The 15783-nt window shown below is 63.0% G+C and carries 12 protein-coding genes and 1 pseudogene; 3 read left to right on the top strand and 10 right to left on the bottom strand.

Annotated features, from left to right (window positions below):
* Positions 1 to 41: 41 nt before the first annotated feature.
* A complete protein-coding gene (locus OJF58_RS23280; RefSeq protein ID WP_300780242.1) occupies positions 42 to 3323 on the top strand; it encodes a glycosyltransferase in 3282 nt (1093 codons plus the stop codon).
* Here the strand turns inward: OJF58_RS23280 and OJF58_RS23275 are convergent, their stop codons facing one another.
* The 9 genes from OJF58_RS23275 to OJF58_RS23235 all read right to left on the bottom strand — a co-directional run bounded on the left by OJF58_RS23275 (position 3324) and on the right by OJF58_RS23235 (position 11373).
* Positions 3324 to 4187 carry a TylF/MycF/NovP-related O-methyltransferase gene (locus tag OJF58_RS23275; RefSeq protein WP_300780241.1) on the bottom strand — a complete coding sequence of 288 codons (864 nt, stop codon included), beginning with the start codon at positions 4185 to 4187 and terminating at the stop codon, positions 3324 to 3326.
* Positions 4188 to 4276: 89 nt separating this feature from the next.
* Entirely contained in the window at positions 4277 to 5263 is a 987-nt protein-coding gene (locus OJF58_RS23270; RefSeq protein ID WP_300780240.1) for an FkbM family methyltransferase, read from the bottom strand.
* Between the two features lie 85 nt (positions 5264 to 5348).
* The gene (locus tag OJF58_RS23265) at positions 5349 to 6560 is read right to left on the bottom strand and encodes an HAD-IIIA family hydrolase (RefSeq protein ID WP_300780239.1); all 1212 of its coding nucleotides are present in this window, start codon (positions 6558 to 6560) and stop codon (positions 5349 to 5351) included.
* 51 nt (positions 6561 to 6611) lie between these two features.
* The gene (locus tag OJF58_RS23260) at positions 6612 to 7451 is read right to left on the bottom strand and encodes a TylF/MycF/NovP-related O-methyltransferase (RefSeq protein ID WP_300780238.1); all 840 of its coding nucleotides are present in this window, start codon (positions 7449 to 7451) and stop codon (positions 6612 to 6614) included.
* Complete coding sequence (locus OJF58_RS23255; RefSeq protein WP_300780237.1) at positions 7448 to 8431, bottom strand: hypothetical protein; 984 nt, start codon at positions 8429 to 8431, stop codon at positions 7448 to 7450. The genes OJF58_RS23260 and OJF58_RS23255 overlap by 4 nt, the downstream gene beginning before the upstream one ends.
* A gap of 1 nt (position 8432) precedes the next feature.
* Positions 8433 to 9404, bottom strand: coding sequence for a hypothetical protein (locus tag OJF58_RS23250; RefSeq protein ID WP_300780236.1), 972 nt, complete (start codon positions 9402 to 9404; stop codon positions 8433 to 8435).
* A 3-nt stretch (positions 9405 to 9407) separates the two neighbouring features.
* Complete coding sequence (locus tag OJF58_RS23245) at positions 9408 to 10046, bottom strand: methyltransferase domain-containing protein (RefSeq protein ID WP_300780235.1); 639 nt, start codon at positions 10044 to 10046, stop codon at positions 9408 to 9410.
* Positions 10043 to 10744 carry an NTP transferase domain-containing protein gene (locus OJF58_RS23240; RefSeq protein ID WP_300780234.1) on the bottom strand — a complete coding sequence of 234 codons (702 nt, stop codon included), beginning with the start codon at positions 10742 to 10744 and terminating at the stop codon, positions 10043 to 10045. Before OJF58_RS23240 ends, OJF58_RS23245 begins: the two co-directional genes overlap by 4 nt.
* Positions 10720 to 11373 carry an HAD-IB family phosphatase gene (locus tag OJF58_RS23235; protein ID WP_300780233.1) on the bottom strand — a complete coding sequence of 218 codons (654 nt, stop codon included), beginning with the start codon at positions 11371 to 11373 and terminating at the stop codon, positions 10720 to 10722. The genes OJF58_RS23240 and OJF58_RS23235 overlap by 25 nt, the downstream gene beginning before the upstream one ends.
* Before the next feature lie 337 nt (positions 11374 to 11710).
* Here OJF58_RS23235 and OJF58_RS23230 point away from each other — a divergent pair.
* Positions 11711 to 11849: pseudogene (locus OJF58_RS23230) on the top strand (IS3 family transposase); the annotation flags it as partial.
* Positions 11850 to 12115: 266 nt separating this feature from the next.
* Positions 12116 to 13396 carry a nucleotide sugar dehydrogenase gene (locus tag OJF58_RS23225; RefSeq protein ID WP_300780232.1) on the top strand — a complete coding sequence of 427 codons (1281 nt, stop codon included), beginning with the start codon at positions 12116 to 12118 and terminating at the stop codon, positions 13394 to 13396.
* Positions 13397 to 13500: 104 nt separating this feature from the next.
* Here the strand turns inward: OJF58_RS23225 and OJF58_RS23220 are convergent, their stop codons facing one another.
* Positions 13501 to 15693 (bottom strand): Wzz/FepE/Etk N-terminal domain-containing protein, encoded by a 2193-nt coding sequence (locus tag OJF58_RS23220; RefSeq protein WP_300780231.1) that lies wholly within the window; start codon positions 15691 to 15693, stop codon positions 13501 to 13503.
* Positions 15694 to 15783: the final 90 nt, after the last annotated feature.

The following is a 15783-nucleotide window of genomic DNA, read 5'->3' as shown; positions in this document are numbered from 1 at the left end:
GGGCCCCGTACCCGCTGTATAGATGGCGTGAGAGATTTACAGTGATATGGCGGTCGGCGAACGGCGGCCGCGCTCCTCATTTCAGCCGCGAGCATGAGACCCTGATCCGGCAATGGGGCATGTTCAACGCCGAGTGGTATGCGAGAGGAGGACCAGCGGAAGTTTCCATCGCCCACTATCTCCGCCATGGCGCCGCCGAGAACAGGGATCCGCATCCGCTGTTCAGCACCCGCTTCTATCTCGAGCGGAATCCGGACGTCGCCGCATCGGGCGTCAACCCGCTCGTCCACTACTTGACCCGCGGCGCGTTCGAGGGGCGCGATCCGCATCCCCTGTTCAGCGCCCGCTTCTATCTCGGCCGGAATCCGGACGTGGCCCAGGCCGGCCTCAACCCGCTGGTCCACTATCTCGCCCACGGCGCCGCGCAAGGCCGGGATCCTCATCCCTGGTTCGATGGCGCCTACTACCGCAGCCGCACCCCCGACGCGGCCTCGCCCGCCATCAACCCGCTCTGGCACTATCTGAGCTGCGGCGTCTACAGCGCCGGCGATCCCCATCCCTGCTTCAGCAACCGCTTCTATCACGACCACAATCACGATGTGGCGGCGGGCGGCATCAATCCGCTGGTCCACTACCTGACGGTCGGCATCAGCGAGGGGCGGCTTCCCTGCCCCGACGGCGGCACGCATGCGACCCTGGAAGCAGCCAGGAGTCGGCCCCGGCCGGAACCGGCCTCGGCTCTCGCGCGACGGCAAAAGCGCGTCCTGCTGATCGACGGTTGCGCCTCGCGGCCGCAGTCCGCGGCCGACGCGCGGCTGACGACGATAATCGTCCGCGACCTGCATCTCCTCGGCTTCGAGGGGACCTTCCTGCCGGCCACGATGCAGATCGATCCATCCCGCAAGCAGGAGCTGACGGGTCTGGGCGCCCGCGTTGCCGAAGCGACGCCGGGCTGCGCCAGCGCGCGGGACTACCTGCTCTGCCACGGCTGTGACCATGGCATCTTCTACCTTCGCGATGTCGATGCCCCGGGCGCGCTGATCGAGGCCATCCGGGCGGCGTCGCCGGGTGCCACCATCATCCTCCATCCCTCGACGGAGCCTGCCGATCTTTCGGGCGCAGCGGGCGCGGACCTGATCGTTGCCGACAGCGAGGCCGCTGCCGCCAATCTGCGAACCCGCCTGCCCGACAGCCCCGTGAGCATCTTCGCGCCGCCAACCACGGAGGATGTCGCCGACGCGGCGGCCGACCTGCCGTCGCTCCTGTCGGTCCTGAACGATGCCAACCTGCTTCCGCTGGAGGCGTGGCGCGACTATTGCGCGACGGCGGCGCCGCGGCCCCTGCCGGCGCTCGCTCCGACGGCGACGGTCGATGTCTCGATCATCATCCCCGTCTTCAACCGCTGGCAGGCCACGAAGGCCTGCCTGAACTCGATCCTGCAGACGGCGGACGATCACGACATCGCCTTCGAGATCGTGCTGGCCGACGACAGCTCCAGCGACGAGACGCTCGACGCCGAGAAGCACTTCCCCGGCCTGAAGGTCCTGCGGTCGGACAGGAGCCGGGGCCTGGTCGAAGCCTGCAACAACGCGGCGAGGCAGGCGCGCGGCCGCTATCTCCTGTTCGTCGATCCCAACTCGATCGCGCTCGCGGGCTGGCTGGACAATCTCGTCAGGACGGCGGACCGGGACGACAGGGCCGCGATCGTCGGCTCCAAGGTGCTGGCGCCCGACGGCAGCGTCCGGGACGGCGGCTCGACGATCTTCCGCGACGGCACGATCCTCGACATCGGCCGGGGCGCCAGCCGTCATGTCGCTCTCATGAACGTCGAGCGGGAGGTGGACTCGGTTTCCAGCGTGTCGCTCCTGATCCGGCGGTCCTTCTGGGAAAAGGCCGGCGGGTTCGACGCACGCTACGGCGACATCGGCTGCATGGAAGCCGATCTCGGCATGACGGCGCGCCTGCTGGGGTTCCGCGTGCTCTACCAGCCGGCCTCGGAGATCGTCTCGTTCGGCCGCTCGTCCGGCCACACGTCCCTTCTCGTCGACAAGTGGCGCAAGGCATTGGCGGAGGGACATTCGCCGCCGGTCGAGTGGCCCTCGGCCATGAGCGGCGCGGAGCGTGCCCGCGCGGCGGGGACCGGACGCAAGGCGAAGCCCGGCGCCTGCAACGTCCTCTATTTCAGCCCCGTCCCGTCCCATCCCGTGAGCCACGGCAACCGGGCGTCGATCTACCGCTTCGCGCGCTGGATGCAGCAGGCCGGGCATCGCGTCCATTTCGCGCTGCTCGGCAGCAGCGACTACTCGGTCGCCGACGCCCGCGAGATGGCGGCCAACTGGGACACGCTCGACATCATCCCCTTCGGCAAGCCGCCGATGCCGAGCGGCGCCGACGTGCCGTTCGACGGCGCCTACGAGGAAGGGCTGGGCGAGCGCATCAGGGCGCTGTGCTTCAAGCACGATATCGACGTCGTGATCTGCTCCTACATCTTCCAGTCGAGGCTGCTCGAGTTCGTCCCCTCCTATATCGTCAAGGTGATCGACACCCACGACAAGATGGGCGATCGCTACGACATGCTGCGCGCCAACGGCCTGCCGCTCGAGTTCTTCTCCTGCACGCCCGAGGAGGAAGGCGCCTATCTCGCGCGTGCCGACATCGTGCTCGCGCGACGGGCCGAGGAGGCGCGCTACTTCGACCGGGTCTCGGGCCGCCGCAGCGCCTTGGTCATTCCCCACTTCGAGCCGGCCAGGTTCGTCGACAGGAACCGGGAAAGCGTGCGGCACGTGGGCCTCGTCGCCAGCGCCAACAACATCAACCTCAAGATGGCCCACGATTGCATAGCCGCCATCGAGGCGAGGCTGGGCGGCAGGCGCTGCCCCTTCGTCCTGCACGTCGCGGGCGAGGTGAAGGCGATCGTCGACCGGCTGCCGGAAGAGCAGCAGCCGCTGTTCGGCCGCCCCTGGGTCGAGATGGCGGGCTTCGTCGAGGATATCGGCGCGTTCTACGCCGGCATGGACCTCGTCCTGTCGCCCGTGACGGTGGGCACCGGCATCAACGTCAAGACCGTGCAGGCGATGGCCTTCGGCATGCCGCTGCTGACGACCAAATGCGGCTCGAAGGGGATCGAGTCGGGCGATCCCCGGCATGCGCACGAGGGCATGGCCGACCTCGTGGCGAGCCTGTTCGAGATCGTCGAGACGCCGTCCGAGCTAAGCCGCCTGGCCGAGGTCAGCCGCGCCACCTATTCCAGGTTCCACGACGAAGCTGAAGCGAACATGCGGTCGATCTTCCTGCACGAGAAGCTTCAGCGGCTCCCACTGTGACTAGAAAATGTCCGTCTTGTCTCGATGCAAGACGCGCAAGTGCAGGTGATCCCAGGGTCCGAGAAAAAGAAACTTGAAGTTTAGATGTGGAACCGTGCCGATCCACTCTGCGAAGGCTCTGCCCTCGCCGACTCCATAGTCATGGGTCCAGTCGTCGAACACGAGGATCGATCCATGCGTTAAACGCTTGGACAGGAACTCCAGGCATTCCTTGGCAGGTTCGTAAATATCGCAATCGATACGGGCAAATGCCACATCGCCAACAGCCTTCGCCTCTTTGCGAACCAGCGAATCTTTGAAATACCCTTCGATCAGCTTAATTCGCGGCCGCTCGGCAATATTCAAATTTCTCTCGACCTCGGCTCGCGATGCGGCATACATGCCTTCCTTCCAGAAAGACACATCGAACCGATCATGAGGCTTGGACAAGCCTTTGAAGCTGTCGAACCCGTAAATGGCTCGATCGGTCAGGCCGGCGCTCTCGGTCATCCTGAACAGACGATCGATCCAGGCTCCCTGATAGATTCCGAACTCCACGAAGGAGCCAGCCACTCCTTTTGCCGCCTGATCGTCGATCAGGCGTTGAACAAATTCGGCCTCTGTTTGCAGCAAAGCATTAAAGCAACGCTGAAAGAATTCGTCATTCTCTGGATAGATCGACGCGAGCTTAACATTCCGCAAATCTCGCGGCATCCCCTTGCCGAAGAATCGCTCGGACATCTGCCGATATTCTTCGTTCGATTGGGCATCGATGTCTGGTAGTGAAGTCACGGATGGGGCGTGTCGTCGCTCCGCCTCGAGAGAGGGTGATTTGACCAGCGAATATCCGGCTTTGTTAAAAGTCCACTGAACTAGTTTCTTCATTTCGTCTTGTAGCCTGTCGGACTTCGGCGCGCTTCCGTACGGTGTTGAGAAATTATGGAGATCGATCTCGCGCTCCGCAATGGTTCAATCTACTTAACTCCCGACGACAACAAGCCAATTTGGCGGTAGTGGCCCAATCTAGACGAGTGGAGATAAAAGCCGTTAACTTTCATGGACATCTGATTCTTGAGGATACACGCCTCGCCATCGAAGTCGGCGAACACATAGCCCAATGGCTCAAGGATATCGAAAACAGCGGGATCGCGATTTGCGCCCTCCAGTAAAATGAGCGGTGTGTGCGCTTTCAAGGTCGCCCTTCCCCCATCTAGAACCGCAGCTTCATGTCCTTCTACATCCATCTTGATCGCAACGATCTTGTCGACGGCGACGCCGTAGTTTTGTCGAAGGGCATCGTCCAGACGCATCACCGACCAGTTGCACTCGGCAAAGCGTAGTTGCGGATCCGGCACGCCTTGGCAATATTGGAGCGCATAGTCGACGAGGTTCTCCTGGGCAACCCAGGCGATAGTCTTCGCGAAGTTCGCAGATGTCAGGCCGCTTATCACGGCATCATTTACGACGGGAACCAGGAATTTCAGGTCCGCGGCCTTTGCCGCAAGTCCGACTGGCACAAAATCGAACGCGTCCTTTCGCAACTCGCGGAGCCGCTCCAGGCACTTGTGGTGCATCGGATTTGGCTCGAATGACAGGATCTGGGCCTTTGATCCACTTGCGAGGATGGAACCGACACTGTTGCCATTATTGGCCCCGATATCGAGTATGGTTTCACTTGGATTCTGGAAGAACCTGAAAATACGAAACTCAACTTCGTGCATCTCATTCGCCGCAAGCATCCGGGGGATCCAGTCCGGGTCGCTATCCGGCTTGAGGTCGTCGAACGAGACCTCCACGGTCGGGCCACGCTCGCCGTAGAGAAAGTACCTGAAAGCCACGTCAACAAAGGAGCGTCGAAGGGCTGCTGCTCTCTTCAGCCTCTCGATCTCTCTCCGATCGTCGTCCGTCGAGACGACATATCCGAACCGCTTCAGCACCTGGTCAATGCTGGCTTTCATCATCTTCTTGTCGTGCCCAAAAAAAGGCACCCCCTCAGAAGGTTGCTACGCCTGCATTGAAGTACTCAGTGTATCTGGCTCTGGCGGGTTAGGCTCCAACAACTTTCCGTGTTCGGATGAAGTCGAGCAGGTTGCCCCCCTCGAAAAGGTGAGGCGTCAGGCCGGCTGCCTGCGCGGCCTCGATATCCGACGGCTTGTCGCCGATCAGATGGCTTCTCGACATGTCGACGTCCCACGAGTCGCAAAGGTCGGTGATCATGCCGCAGGCCGGCTTGCGCCAGTCGGACCGCCGCCGGTAGGCGGCGACTCTGCCCTCCGGGTGGAACGGGCAGTACCGGATGTCGTCGATATGCGCTCCATGCCGGCGCAGTTCGAGCTGCATCCAGTCGTGGAGCGTGGCGATGGCGGTCTCCGGATAGTGGCCATGGGCGACGCCCGCCTGATTGGTCACCAGGAACACGAGGTAACCCGCTTCGTTCAGCGCGCGCACGGCCTCGATCGCCCCGTCGATCCAGCGGAAGCGCTCGATCTGTCCGACATAGCCATCGTCGAAATTGAGAACGCCATCCCGGTCCAGGAACACCGCCGGCCGGCGCATCCGCCTCGGGATCTCCCGCTGCGCCTCCTCATAGGAGCTCGGGACGCCGATATCGATGAAGAAGCCCGAATGAATCGTCGCCGCCACGGCACGTGTCCGGCAAAGCGCCGGCATGATGTCGGCCTCCAGCGAGCACTTCGGCGCGAGGTGCGAAAAGATCTCGCGACGGAAAAAGTAGACGCCGGCACTGATGAGCGCCTCTTTTGCGCCGGCCGAGCGCTCGGCGAAGGAGACGATGCGTCCCTCCTCCACCCGCACTGTCCCGTAGCGGTCGGGATTCTCGAGGCGACGCAATGCGAGCGAGGCAACGACTTCCGGCGCTCCGGCCACGATCGGTGCCGCCGCCAGCAGGTTCATGTCGATCCACGAATCGCCGTTCAACAGCAGGAAGCTCTCGGCCGCAATATCTCGCGCATTGTAGAGTCCGCCCCCTGTTCCGGCCGGCTCCGGTTCGATGATCGTGGACAGGGTGAATCCGAAGCGCCCGGCAATCGGATTGTGGCGTGCATAATCGACGATCTGCGGCGCCTGGTGCGACGCCAGCAGCACGACATCACGGAAGTGGTGGCGCCCCAGCTCGAACAGCAACACGTCCAGAAAAGGCCGTGAGCCGACCTCGAGCAGTGGCTTGGGCGTTGCCGCCGTCAGGGGGCCGAGACGAGTGCCCAGGCCGCCACAGAGAATCATCGCCTGAGTCAGCACGACAGAATTCTCTCCTCCTGCTCATGCAATCTGCCAATCAAGCCCGCGCACTCATCGATGATGAACACGAAAATAAATGCGTGCACTGCACTGGCCGATCCATTCGAATCTGAGATGCGGGACGGTCTTCACCCAGTCGATGAAAGCCTTGCTCTCGCCCTTTTGCGAAGCATAGGGCCAATCATCGAATACCAGTATCGCCCCATCTGCCAGGCGATCGGACAAAAAGGCCAGGCAATCGCGGGCCGGCTCGTAGATATCGACATCGATCCGTGCATAGGCGACAGGGCGGATCGCCTGTGCCTCCGGCCCCTTGAGGCTGTCATTGAGCCAGCCTTTGATGAGGGACAGATGCGGGCGTTCCGAGAGGCGCAGATTTGCGGCGGCGATCTCGAAAGTCGTCTTGAACTGCCCTTCCTGCCAGCCCTCGTAGTCGTGCTCCGTCGACGGTCTGGACAGCCCCTCGAAGCTGTCGAACCCGTAGAAGCGGCGCCTTGCGCCGAGACTTTCCACCTTGTCGAGGAGCTTGCCCAGCATGAATCCCTTGAATACGCCGAACTCGACGATGCTGCCGTCGATGCCACGTGCAAGCAGGTCCTCGATCAGGCCTTCCTCGACGCTGACAAAGACCTTGTCGAGGTATCGATTGTGCAAGTCGCCTGTCGGCGTGCCCAATGACCACGAGGTATGAAGAAAATGAGTTGGTACCGCGCAGGCATGGCCCAAGATCGCGGCGATATCGCGGTTGTACTCCCGGACATGCGGCCAGAGCTGGCCTTCGTACCGCTCCGCCTCCCGATCCTTCACCAGCTCGTCCAGGGCAGCGAGCGCGGCCGAATTTCCCGCGAGGAGTGCGCGCAACTTCTCCTCTGCTTCAGTTTCCTTGGTCATTGTTCCATCTCCGCTACCTCGACCCGAGCGCCATCGTGGCGAATAGCCATGGTTCCCGAGATCAACGAAACGACCAGATCGATATCGAGTGGAATCAGTTCGCTGGTATAGTTTCTACCGCGCCGCGGCGCTGAAAGTGCCTCGGCGAGGTTGGGTGGATCGACCAGCTCGACGTTCGGGTGGCTCGAAAAGGCGTGCCACTGGGCTTCGACGGATTGAACACCGCATTTGACGCAAATAACATCCTTGCCGACCAGAGCGGCCTCCGAGACGATCGACGACAAGCCGTTCGAGATGACGGTGGCATGGCGGGCGATCACTTCGGCCGAGTTGGCGGTCGCTGGAATCTCCTCGCATCCCGCATCGAGAAGGATAGACCTTAGCCCGTCCGTTCCAGAAAAGGCCGGCAGCTTGAAGCGGATGCCGGGCCGTAGAAGCCCCCCAAACACGCTTCGGAAGACTTCCGGTTCGCGCTGACTGAACGTCGCCACGTCCGTTGGCATGAAAACGGCGCCGGATGCGGTGTCAGTCGCTTTGGCAGCGCCGATCAGCTTGGGCCATCCGACGACGTGCACCGGCGTCCAGCGGCGAAGATACCAGAAACGTTCATCCGGAGCGAGAACCGCCGTCAACTCGCGCAGAGACACGACCTCTTCGTCATAAAAAGGATGCGTGAGATCGTGGGGAAAAAGAAAGCTGCGCGCAGGGTCGAAAAAGTTGATCGCGTCCGTCAGGTTGAGGACGTCGGACGAGAGATTGTAGTGGCGCGAGAAGAATCCGCGACCGGTGCTGGGATGCTGCGAGCTCAGGAGGACGACCTCGCGGCCATCGGTGGGAGGGCGGTAATGCTCTCGCCAGCCGGCGTCGTACATGTCGATGCGCGTGCAGGGAATGTCGCGCGCGACAAGCACGTCGCACAACGGGTCCAGCGAGAACTCGCTGCTGTAGCCGACAGCCACGACCTGCGGACGATTTTTCATGTCAGACCGTCCAGCGCTGGCGATCATTGGCGGAATGCAGCGCCAGGAACCAGTAGATCTGCCCCTGCTTCGTCACCGAACCGCCGTAGCGAGCGCGGTCGTCGAGATCGAAGGGCGACGGCTCGAAGGGGATGCCCCGACTCCAGGCCGCCATCTCCACCGCGGCCGAAGTGCGGGTGAGTGCCGCCCATGTCACATATTGGAAGCCGGCCGTATGCAGGGCGTACCTGATCGCGACCTCGTCCGCCTTGCGCGGATCCAGTCCGAAGCCGGGCGAGGCGTCGCCGTAGGGCCGCGCGTCGAGCCGGAAGCCCTGCGACGCGCGGCCGAAGGCCGAGGCCTCGAAATTGTAAAGCGCATAATGGAACGGCTTGCCGCCGTGCCGTACCGAGGTCGTCCCGCTGACGAGAACGAAACGCAGCGGCGTCCGGCCGGGCTCCAACCGCCTCTTGAAGCGAATATCGCTGTCGCGCTCCGTCAGCGGCCGGCCGTCGAGCGTGATCTGCCGCGGCGCGCTGTCCGGGTGGACGAGGCGGAAGGAGATTTCGGCCTCGACCGGCTCGGGAAAGAACGAGTGGACATCCACGCTGCAGGTGCCGTCCTCGGAGACGCACCATGCCCAGGTATGCTTGCGGTCGGTCGCAAGCTCGGTGAGGTTCTCGCCCGGCGCCACGGTGATCAGCCGGTCGGCGTCGCAGTGCCAGGGCAGAATGGCCAGGCGATGGCCGGCATAGGCCAGCCGCATCAGCGCCTCCGGGTCGCTCAGCAGCGCCCAGGCTTTGGCGAGGTCGGTCGTCAGGTAGCCGCCCCCTGTCTCGCCGCTCGGCTCGTTCTGGCCGAGCGTCGCCCGCAGCTCGGCCGCGAACGGGCCGTCGATCCCGATCGGAACGTCGGCCGCGATCCGTCGCAGCAGCCGCACCGGCACCGAGCGCGCGACCTCCATCTCGCCCAGAATGCCTGGTTTCAGGCTCATCCCTCAGCGCGCCCGGCAGAGAAGATGATGGAACCGGGTGTTGGCGTGCGGGTTCAGCGCCGCCGGATAAGGCGACGTCACCTCGACATCGAACCATTCGCCGAGACGCGCCGCCTCGCGATCGACCTGGGGATAATGGGCGCGATAGTGGGCGCCCAGTGCCTCGGACCAGGCATCGACATCGACGTCCACGGTTCGGCCGAACTGCGACTTGACGAACAGCAACCGGCCCGGCGCCAGAGCCTGCGCGATCCGGCGATAGATCTGCCGGCGCTCCTCGACCGCGGGGATGGAGTTGATGAGACCGGCGAGGATCACGACGTCGAAGCCCGGCCGGGGCGTGTAGTCGACGGCGTCGGCCACCTCGGTCGTCAGCCTCTCGTCCTTTATCGCCTGGTCCAGATAGGAGGCGACCAGCTCGACGCCGTGCGCGGTGACGCCGAATTTCTGCACCAGCGTGTTCAGCATGACGCACTGGCCGCAGCCGATCTCGAGCACGCGCGCGCCGGCGCGGCAGAACGGCGCCAGCGCCGCCAGGTCGTAGTCGAGATGCTCGGCATGGAAGCGCGTCGCCGTCGCACCCGTCTTCGAGGCGCGCTCGTGCCAGAAGGAAATGATCCTGGATCGGTCGGGGTCGGTCACGATATGGGTTTCCAGTCCCGCCTCGCCTTCGCCATCCAGGCCTCCGCGCGGCGGAAATCCTCGGGCGTGTCGATTTCCGTGGCGTCGATCTCCAGATAGGGCATCGGCAAGAAGGGCTCGAGCATCTGATAGACGTGATTGCGGCCGAGACCAAGGGCGTTCGCCTTGTGGATGAGATCGACCTCGCCGCGGAACAGGCCCGACCATTCGAGCGTCGTAGCCTTCGTCGCCTCGCGCGTGAAACCATGGACCAGGCCGTTCCGTCCGTCGATCAGGGCGCACACGGGCTCGCTGGAGAGGGTCGCCAGCGGCGACAGGACGCCCAGCCGGTTGCCGGACGCCGCCATGAGCTCGGCGAGCGAGCGCGGATGGACCAGCAGGTCGCCGTCGATCGAGAGCACCTGCGCGCCGGGCGGCAGGCCGCGCGCCGCCAGCGAGATCGAGGCCGCCGTGCCGGTTTCCCGGTAGTCGTGATTGAAGACGAACAGCACGTCGCGCCGGATCGCGCGGACGGCGTCGATCAGCCGGCGCGCGTCGTAGCCGACGACGATCCGCACGTCCGGGTGATGGGCCAGCAGGTCGAGATGCCAGGCGATCAGCGGCCGGCCGCCGATCATCGCCAGCGCCTTGGTGGTGCCGAGGCCCAGCCGGCTGCCGCGTCCGGCGCAGGAGATCACAACTGAGAGAGGAAGGCGCATAGCGTTCCGGGATCGAAGGCGACGTGGGTGGCGGCATCGAACAGGCTGTCGGCCGGCATGTGGACGCCGCCATAGGCCACGCTCACCTCGGCCGCCTCGAACATGCCGAGATCGTTGTGCCCCTCGCCGACCGCGCAGAGCCGCCGGCCGGCGAAGCGCGCGGCGGCGACCCGCTTGTCCAGGATCTCGACGAAGCGGTCGACCCGGCCGTCGGCCACGGTCACCCGCGAGGTGACCATTGGCACGGGGATCCGCTCGCGCAACCGGACGAGCCAGGCATCGAGGTTGCCCGTCACGATCGTGGCGCGGTCGCGCCGGGCGTGGAGGAAGTCGAGGATCGTGGGATCGATCTCGACGCCCGCGACCACGCGCTGGACCTCCTCGACCGGGAACCGGCCGAGGATTTCCACCCGCTGCCGCAGGCTCGATTCGAACGGGATGTCGCCTGCGATCGTGCGCCGGGTCAGCGCCGCGATCTCCTCGTCGACGCCGAAATGCGCGGCGATGCGCGGCAGCAGCTCCTCGCGCGTCACCGTCCCGTCGAGATCGAAAAGAAACATCTCGACAGGACCGGGATGGCTCGCCATCAGGCGTGGCGCCGTCCCGTCTGTCGGAGTGTCCTGGTCCATCGCTCCCGGCTCGCCCATGTCCATTGCAGGGCGACTGCATATCAAGCGATGTCAAAATGCTGCAACAAAAATTGCGCGCGAAAATCGCACATCATCCGCCGATGCAATCACATCGAGATGAGGAAGTGAGGCGGATGGCGTGCCGGAGTGGTCAAAGAAGAAAAACCGGTGCGCCATGCTTCAAAGATAACCCATAGCCGCGAACCATACTATTTGTTCAAGGACTGCAACTATAGTGCAGCTTCCAAATCGGCCCTTCTGGCCGGGTAAGCTCACCGCGTGGCAGTCATATTCGGCGCCACCAGTCCTGGCGGCGTTTTGTGCCAGGCGTCTCCTGCCATGGCCCCAGGCGCCGACCGGCGCCAACCAGGTCTGGTCGTACGACTTCGGGTTCGGCTGGTGCGCCAACGGCCAGCAGCCTCAGGTGCCTGACCGTCACCGACGAATGGACCAAGGAGGGGCTGGCGATCGAGGTCGGCGCCGCCACTACAACGAGGTTCGCCCGGCTCCGGCCCGTTGCAGCACCGTCCTTGAAGGGACAACACAAGGAGCCGGAGACGCCAGCGCTCTCAAGTTAACCGTGGTCCGAAGAATCAGGGCAGGTCACCCTATGCAAGCGGTACTCGTCACTTCGAGACAATGTCAGGCATGACCGACTGACCTCGCCGGCAGCACGTAAATAGGTCAGACCAACGAACTAAAATAGCGGAAAGCTCCCATTCGGCTTTGCTATTGTAATTCCATGATCAGACGCATCTCTGTAGTCGGATTAGGATATGTTGGCCTGCCGGTCGCAACGACGTTCGCCCAGGCTGGCATGCCCGTTGTGAGCTTTGACATCGATGCGCGCCGCATTGCCGAACTCTCGAAAGGCCATGACCGAACAGGAGAAGTCGAACCGGATAGACTCGTCACCAAGAACCTGCACTTCACCGAAAAGATTGAAGATTTGCGGAGTGCCGACTTCCATATCGTGACCGTGCCCACTCCAATTAACGCTAGTAAACAACCAAACTTGGGCCCATTGCAGAGAGCTTCCGCAATGATCGGCTCCATACTGAAGAAGGACGATATCGTTGTGTACGAGTCGACCGTATATCCTGGTGTCACAGAAGAAGTATGCATTCCCATCTTGGAGGAAATCTCAGACCTCAGGTGGAAGGCTGGGTTCAACGTCGGCTACTCGCCGGAGCGCATCAATCCTGGGGACAAGGACCGGCGCTTTGACAATATCCTGAAGATCGTCTCAGCAGACACGCCTGAAACGCTGGAAATCGTCGACGCCGTATACCGAAGCGTGGTGAGCGCCGGCACTCATCGCGCGCCGTCGATCCGGGTCGCCGAGTTCGCCAAGGTCCTGGAGAACACCCAACGCGATATCAATATCGCCCTGATCAACGAGGTCGCACTGATATGCGACCGCCTCAACATGGATACCCAGGACGTGCTGGCGGCGGCCGGCACAAAGTGGAATTTCCTGCCCTTCCGGCCAGGCCTGGTGGGCGGCCACTGTATTGGTGTCGACCCGTTCTACATTGCCCATAAGGCCGAGGAGGTCGGCTACCATCCACACGTCATCCATTCCGGCCGTCGGGTGAATGATGGCATGGGCAAATACATCGCCAACCGGGTGGCACGCAGCATTATACGTCGCGGCGGCAACGGTGACCCGATCGTCACGGTGCTAGGTGTGACCTTCAAGGAGAACGTGCCCGACATTCGCAATACGCGCGTGGTCGACATCGTCCGCGAGCTGGAGGATTTCGGCATCACCGTCCAACTGCACGATCCGATGGCCGACGGCGATCTGCTGGAGGAGGAATTCAACCTCAGGCTGACGCCCAGCGATGCCCTCAAACCCGCCGATTCGGTCGTTCTGGCGGTGGCCCACCGGCGCTACCGGGAGGGCGGCTGGGCACTCGTGAAGCCCCTGCTCAAGCCAGCCGGCGGCTTCGTGGCGGACGTGCCTGCCCTGCTCGACCGTTCCTCCACACCGTCCGGCATCACCCTCTGGCGTCTCTGACAAACCAGACAGCGGCCATCGCTCGCCTCCTCGTGCTGCTGCTCCGAGGACGATAGCCAGCGCCGACCCAGGCATCGAGGTCATCATCCGCGGTCCAACGGCAATCAGTTGGTGTAGTAGTCGCGATACTTCGAATTGCAGGATCCATGGTCGCCGTAGCCGTACTGCAAATGCCGCCGCACATCGACCTGCGTCAGCACGATACCGACATGCTTGCGCAGATCGCGCATCTGCTTCAGCGCGTTGACGGCGAGTTCGCGGCTCGTCTGCTCCCAACGGACAACAAAGACGACGTAGTCGGCGAGCTGGGCCGTGACGAGGGCATCGGAAACCGTTATGAGCGGCGGCGTGTCGAGGATGACGAGATCGAACTGCGTGGCAAGGCCCTCTACGAAGGTTCGCATGATGTTGGAGTTGAGGATCTCTGCCGAGTTCGGCGTGTTGCGTTTGGCCGGGACATAATAGAGTCTGCTGCTTTCCTCCCGTCCCAAGGTCTGATCCAGCGTCTTGCTGCCTGCGAGATATTCGTCGATCGTGCCGTTCGTCTCAGACACACCAAGCGACGAGACGACGGACGCTCTTCTGAGGTCGCAATCGATGATAACGATCCGCTTGGCCGGATTCGATCGCGCCATCAGACCGGCGAGCGAGCAGGCGAAGGTCGACTTTCCTTCGCCTGGCAGGGATGACGTAACCAAAATGACTCTCGGTGGATTGTCCAGCGAACCGAGTGTAATCGCAGTAAAGGCCGATCTCAGAGCTTCGGCGTAGGCCGACGTCGGGTTCTCGATGGCAAAGCGCGCTGGCATCAACTGCCCCAGCTTCCTTCGGGCCAGGCGCGGGATCATCCCGACGAGGGGTCGCCCGGTCAGGCGCTCTATCTGATCGCCGCTCCGGAAGCCGTCATCCAATCGTTCCAACACCCCAATTGCAACAACTCCAATGCCGAGGCCGACAAGCGCCGCCAGAATCATGGTCAGCCCATAGCGCGGAGACACCGGGCCCGTCGACACCGAGGATGGTGACAGGATGCGAGCGTCCGGCTCCTGAATGTGCCGCTGCTCGCGCAGTTCCTTGAAACGCTTCAGGAAGTCCTCGTAGATGTCCCGCGTCGCTTGTGCTTCTCGCTGAAGCTCACGGAGTTCGACTTCCTTCCGTCCTGCCCCTCCCGCCTGCTCCTCTAGTCGCGAAACCTGCTCCTGAAGCTTGGCCTCCTTGGCCCGCGCCGCCTCGGCATCTCCCTTTACGCTCGCTATGATCTTCGCAACTTCAGTGGCAATGAACGCCTCGATCTGCTTTTGCTCGGAACGGGCCTGTACGACGCTCGGATAGCTGTCGCCGTATCTCTTGACGAGTTCGGCGATCCGTCGGCCAACCTCGGCCTCCTGCGCACGCAGCGACGAAATTGTGGGACTGACCATCACCTCCGTAACGGCACCCAGGGTGGCCGGATTGTGAGCCGCCTGCTGAAGGGCTACGAGTCGCGACTCTCGGTCGGCTCGATAGGCGCGCGCCTGGATCAGCTGCGTGTTCAGCTCTGAAAGCGATTGCGAAACGACGGTCGAGTCCTTGCCGATCGTCAATCCAGATTTCTCGCGATACGCCGCCACCGCCCGCTCCGCCGCTTCCACCTTCCGCTTCAGATCCTCCAGACGGTCGTTGAAGAATTCCGTCGCCCGTGTGTTCGCATCCAGCTTGGCCTGGAGCTGATCGACGACGTAAAAATCCGTGATCGTTTTGACGATCTGTTGTGCCTTGGCCGGGACCGCGGAATCGAGCGACACGGTGATGACATAAGAACGGCCGCGTACCCCGACCCGGATCTTTGACTCCAACGACTCGATGGCGCGCGCTCTCGGGCTGTGGTCGATCGTCTGCGCGACATGCCCTGTGTCGGCATTGAAACCGAGCCAGCGTTCATAGATCGCGCGCGCCTTCCCTAAAACGAGACCGAGAACGCTCACCGGTTGGGCACCGTACTCGGGGTCCTGGTCCAGTCTCAGCTTGTCGACGACGCGACCGAGCAGACTGGTCGAGCGCAGGACCTCGATCTCGGTCTCCACTATTGGGATATCCAACGTGAGAGCACTGACCACGTCAGGCGTGTTCGTGACCTTTTCCTTACGGATATCGAGCATGACGAGGGCCGTCGCGCGATACTGCGGCGTTAGCTGCGCCAGAACCAGGCCAGCCAACAGACAGACCAGCGCCGTCACGCCCGCAAGATGCCACTTCCGCCGATTGAGCAGGTGCAGGAGCGCGCGCACATCATCGTAGCTGGGCGTCCGCGGCGGCACGCCCGGCCTGTCACTACCGGAGGTCCCGACCCTGCTGGATGACAGGTCACGCGGCAAGAGTCCCCGCTTGTTCAACGGCCGACAGAAAGA

It is taken from the genome of Enhydrobacter sp. (assembly GCF_030246845.1).
Classification (GTDB): Bacteria; Pseudomonadota; Alphaproteobacteria; order Reyranellales; family Reyranellaceae; genus Reyranella.
Note: the sequence above shows the minus strand (reverse complement) of the source record. Positions and strands in the feature narration are given on the sequence as shown.

What these genes read in the sequence shown, in the direction of transcription:
- OJF58_RS23255 (WP_300780237.1), bottom strand. Translation starts at nt 8,431, where the DNA reads ATGAAAAATCGTCCGCAGGTCGTGGCTGTCGGCTACAGCAGCGAGTTC.
- OJF58_RS23225 (WP_300780232.1), top strand. Translation starts at nt 12,116, where the DNA reads ATGATCAGACGCATCTCTGTAGTCGGATTAGGATATGTTGGCCTGCCG.
- OJF58_RS23240 (WP_300780234.1), bottom strand. Translation starts at nt 10,744, where the DNA reads ATGCGCCTTCCTCTCTCAGTTGTGATCTCCTGCGCCGGACGCGGCAGC.
- OJF58_RS23235 (WP_300780233.1), bottom strand. Translation starts at nt 11,373, where the DNA reads ATGGACCAGGACACTCCGACAGACGGGACGGCGCCACGCCTGATGGCG.
- OJF58_RS23270 (WP_300780240.1), bottom strand. Translation starts at nt 5,263, where the DNA reads ATGATGAAAGCCAGCATTGACCAGGTGCTGAAGCGGTTCGGATATGTC.
- OJF58_RS23260 (WP_300780238.1), bottom strand. Translation starts at nt 7,451, where the DNA reads ATGACCAAGGAAACTGAAGCAGAGGAGAAGTTGCGCGCACTCCTCGCG.
- OJF58_RS23250 (WP_300780236.1), bottom strand. Translation starts at nt 9,404, where the DNA reads ATGAGCCTGAAACCAGGCATTCTGGGCGAGATGGAGGTCGCGCGCTCG.
- OJF58_RS23275 (WP_300780241.1), bottom strand. Translation starts at nt 4,187, where the DNA reads ATGAAGAAACTAGTTCAGTGGACTTTTAACAAAGCCGGATATTCGCTG.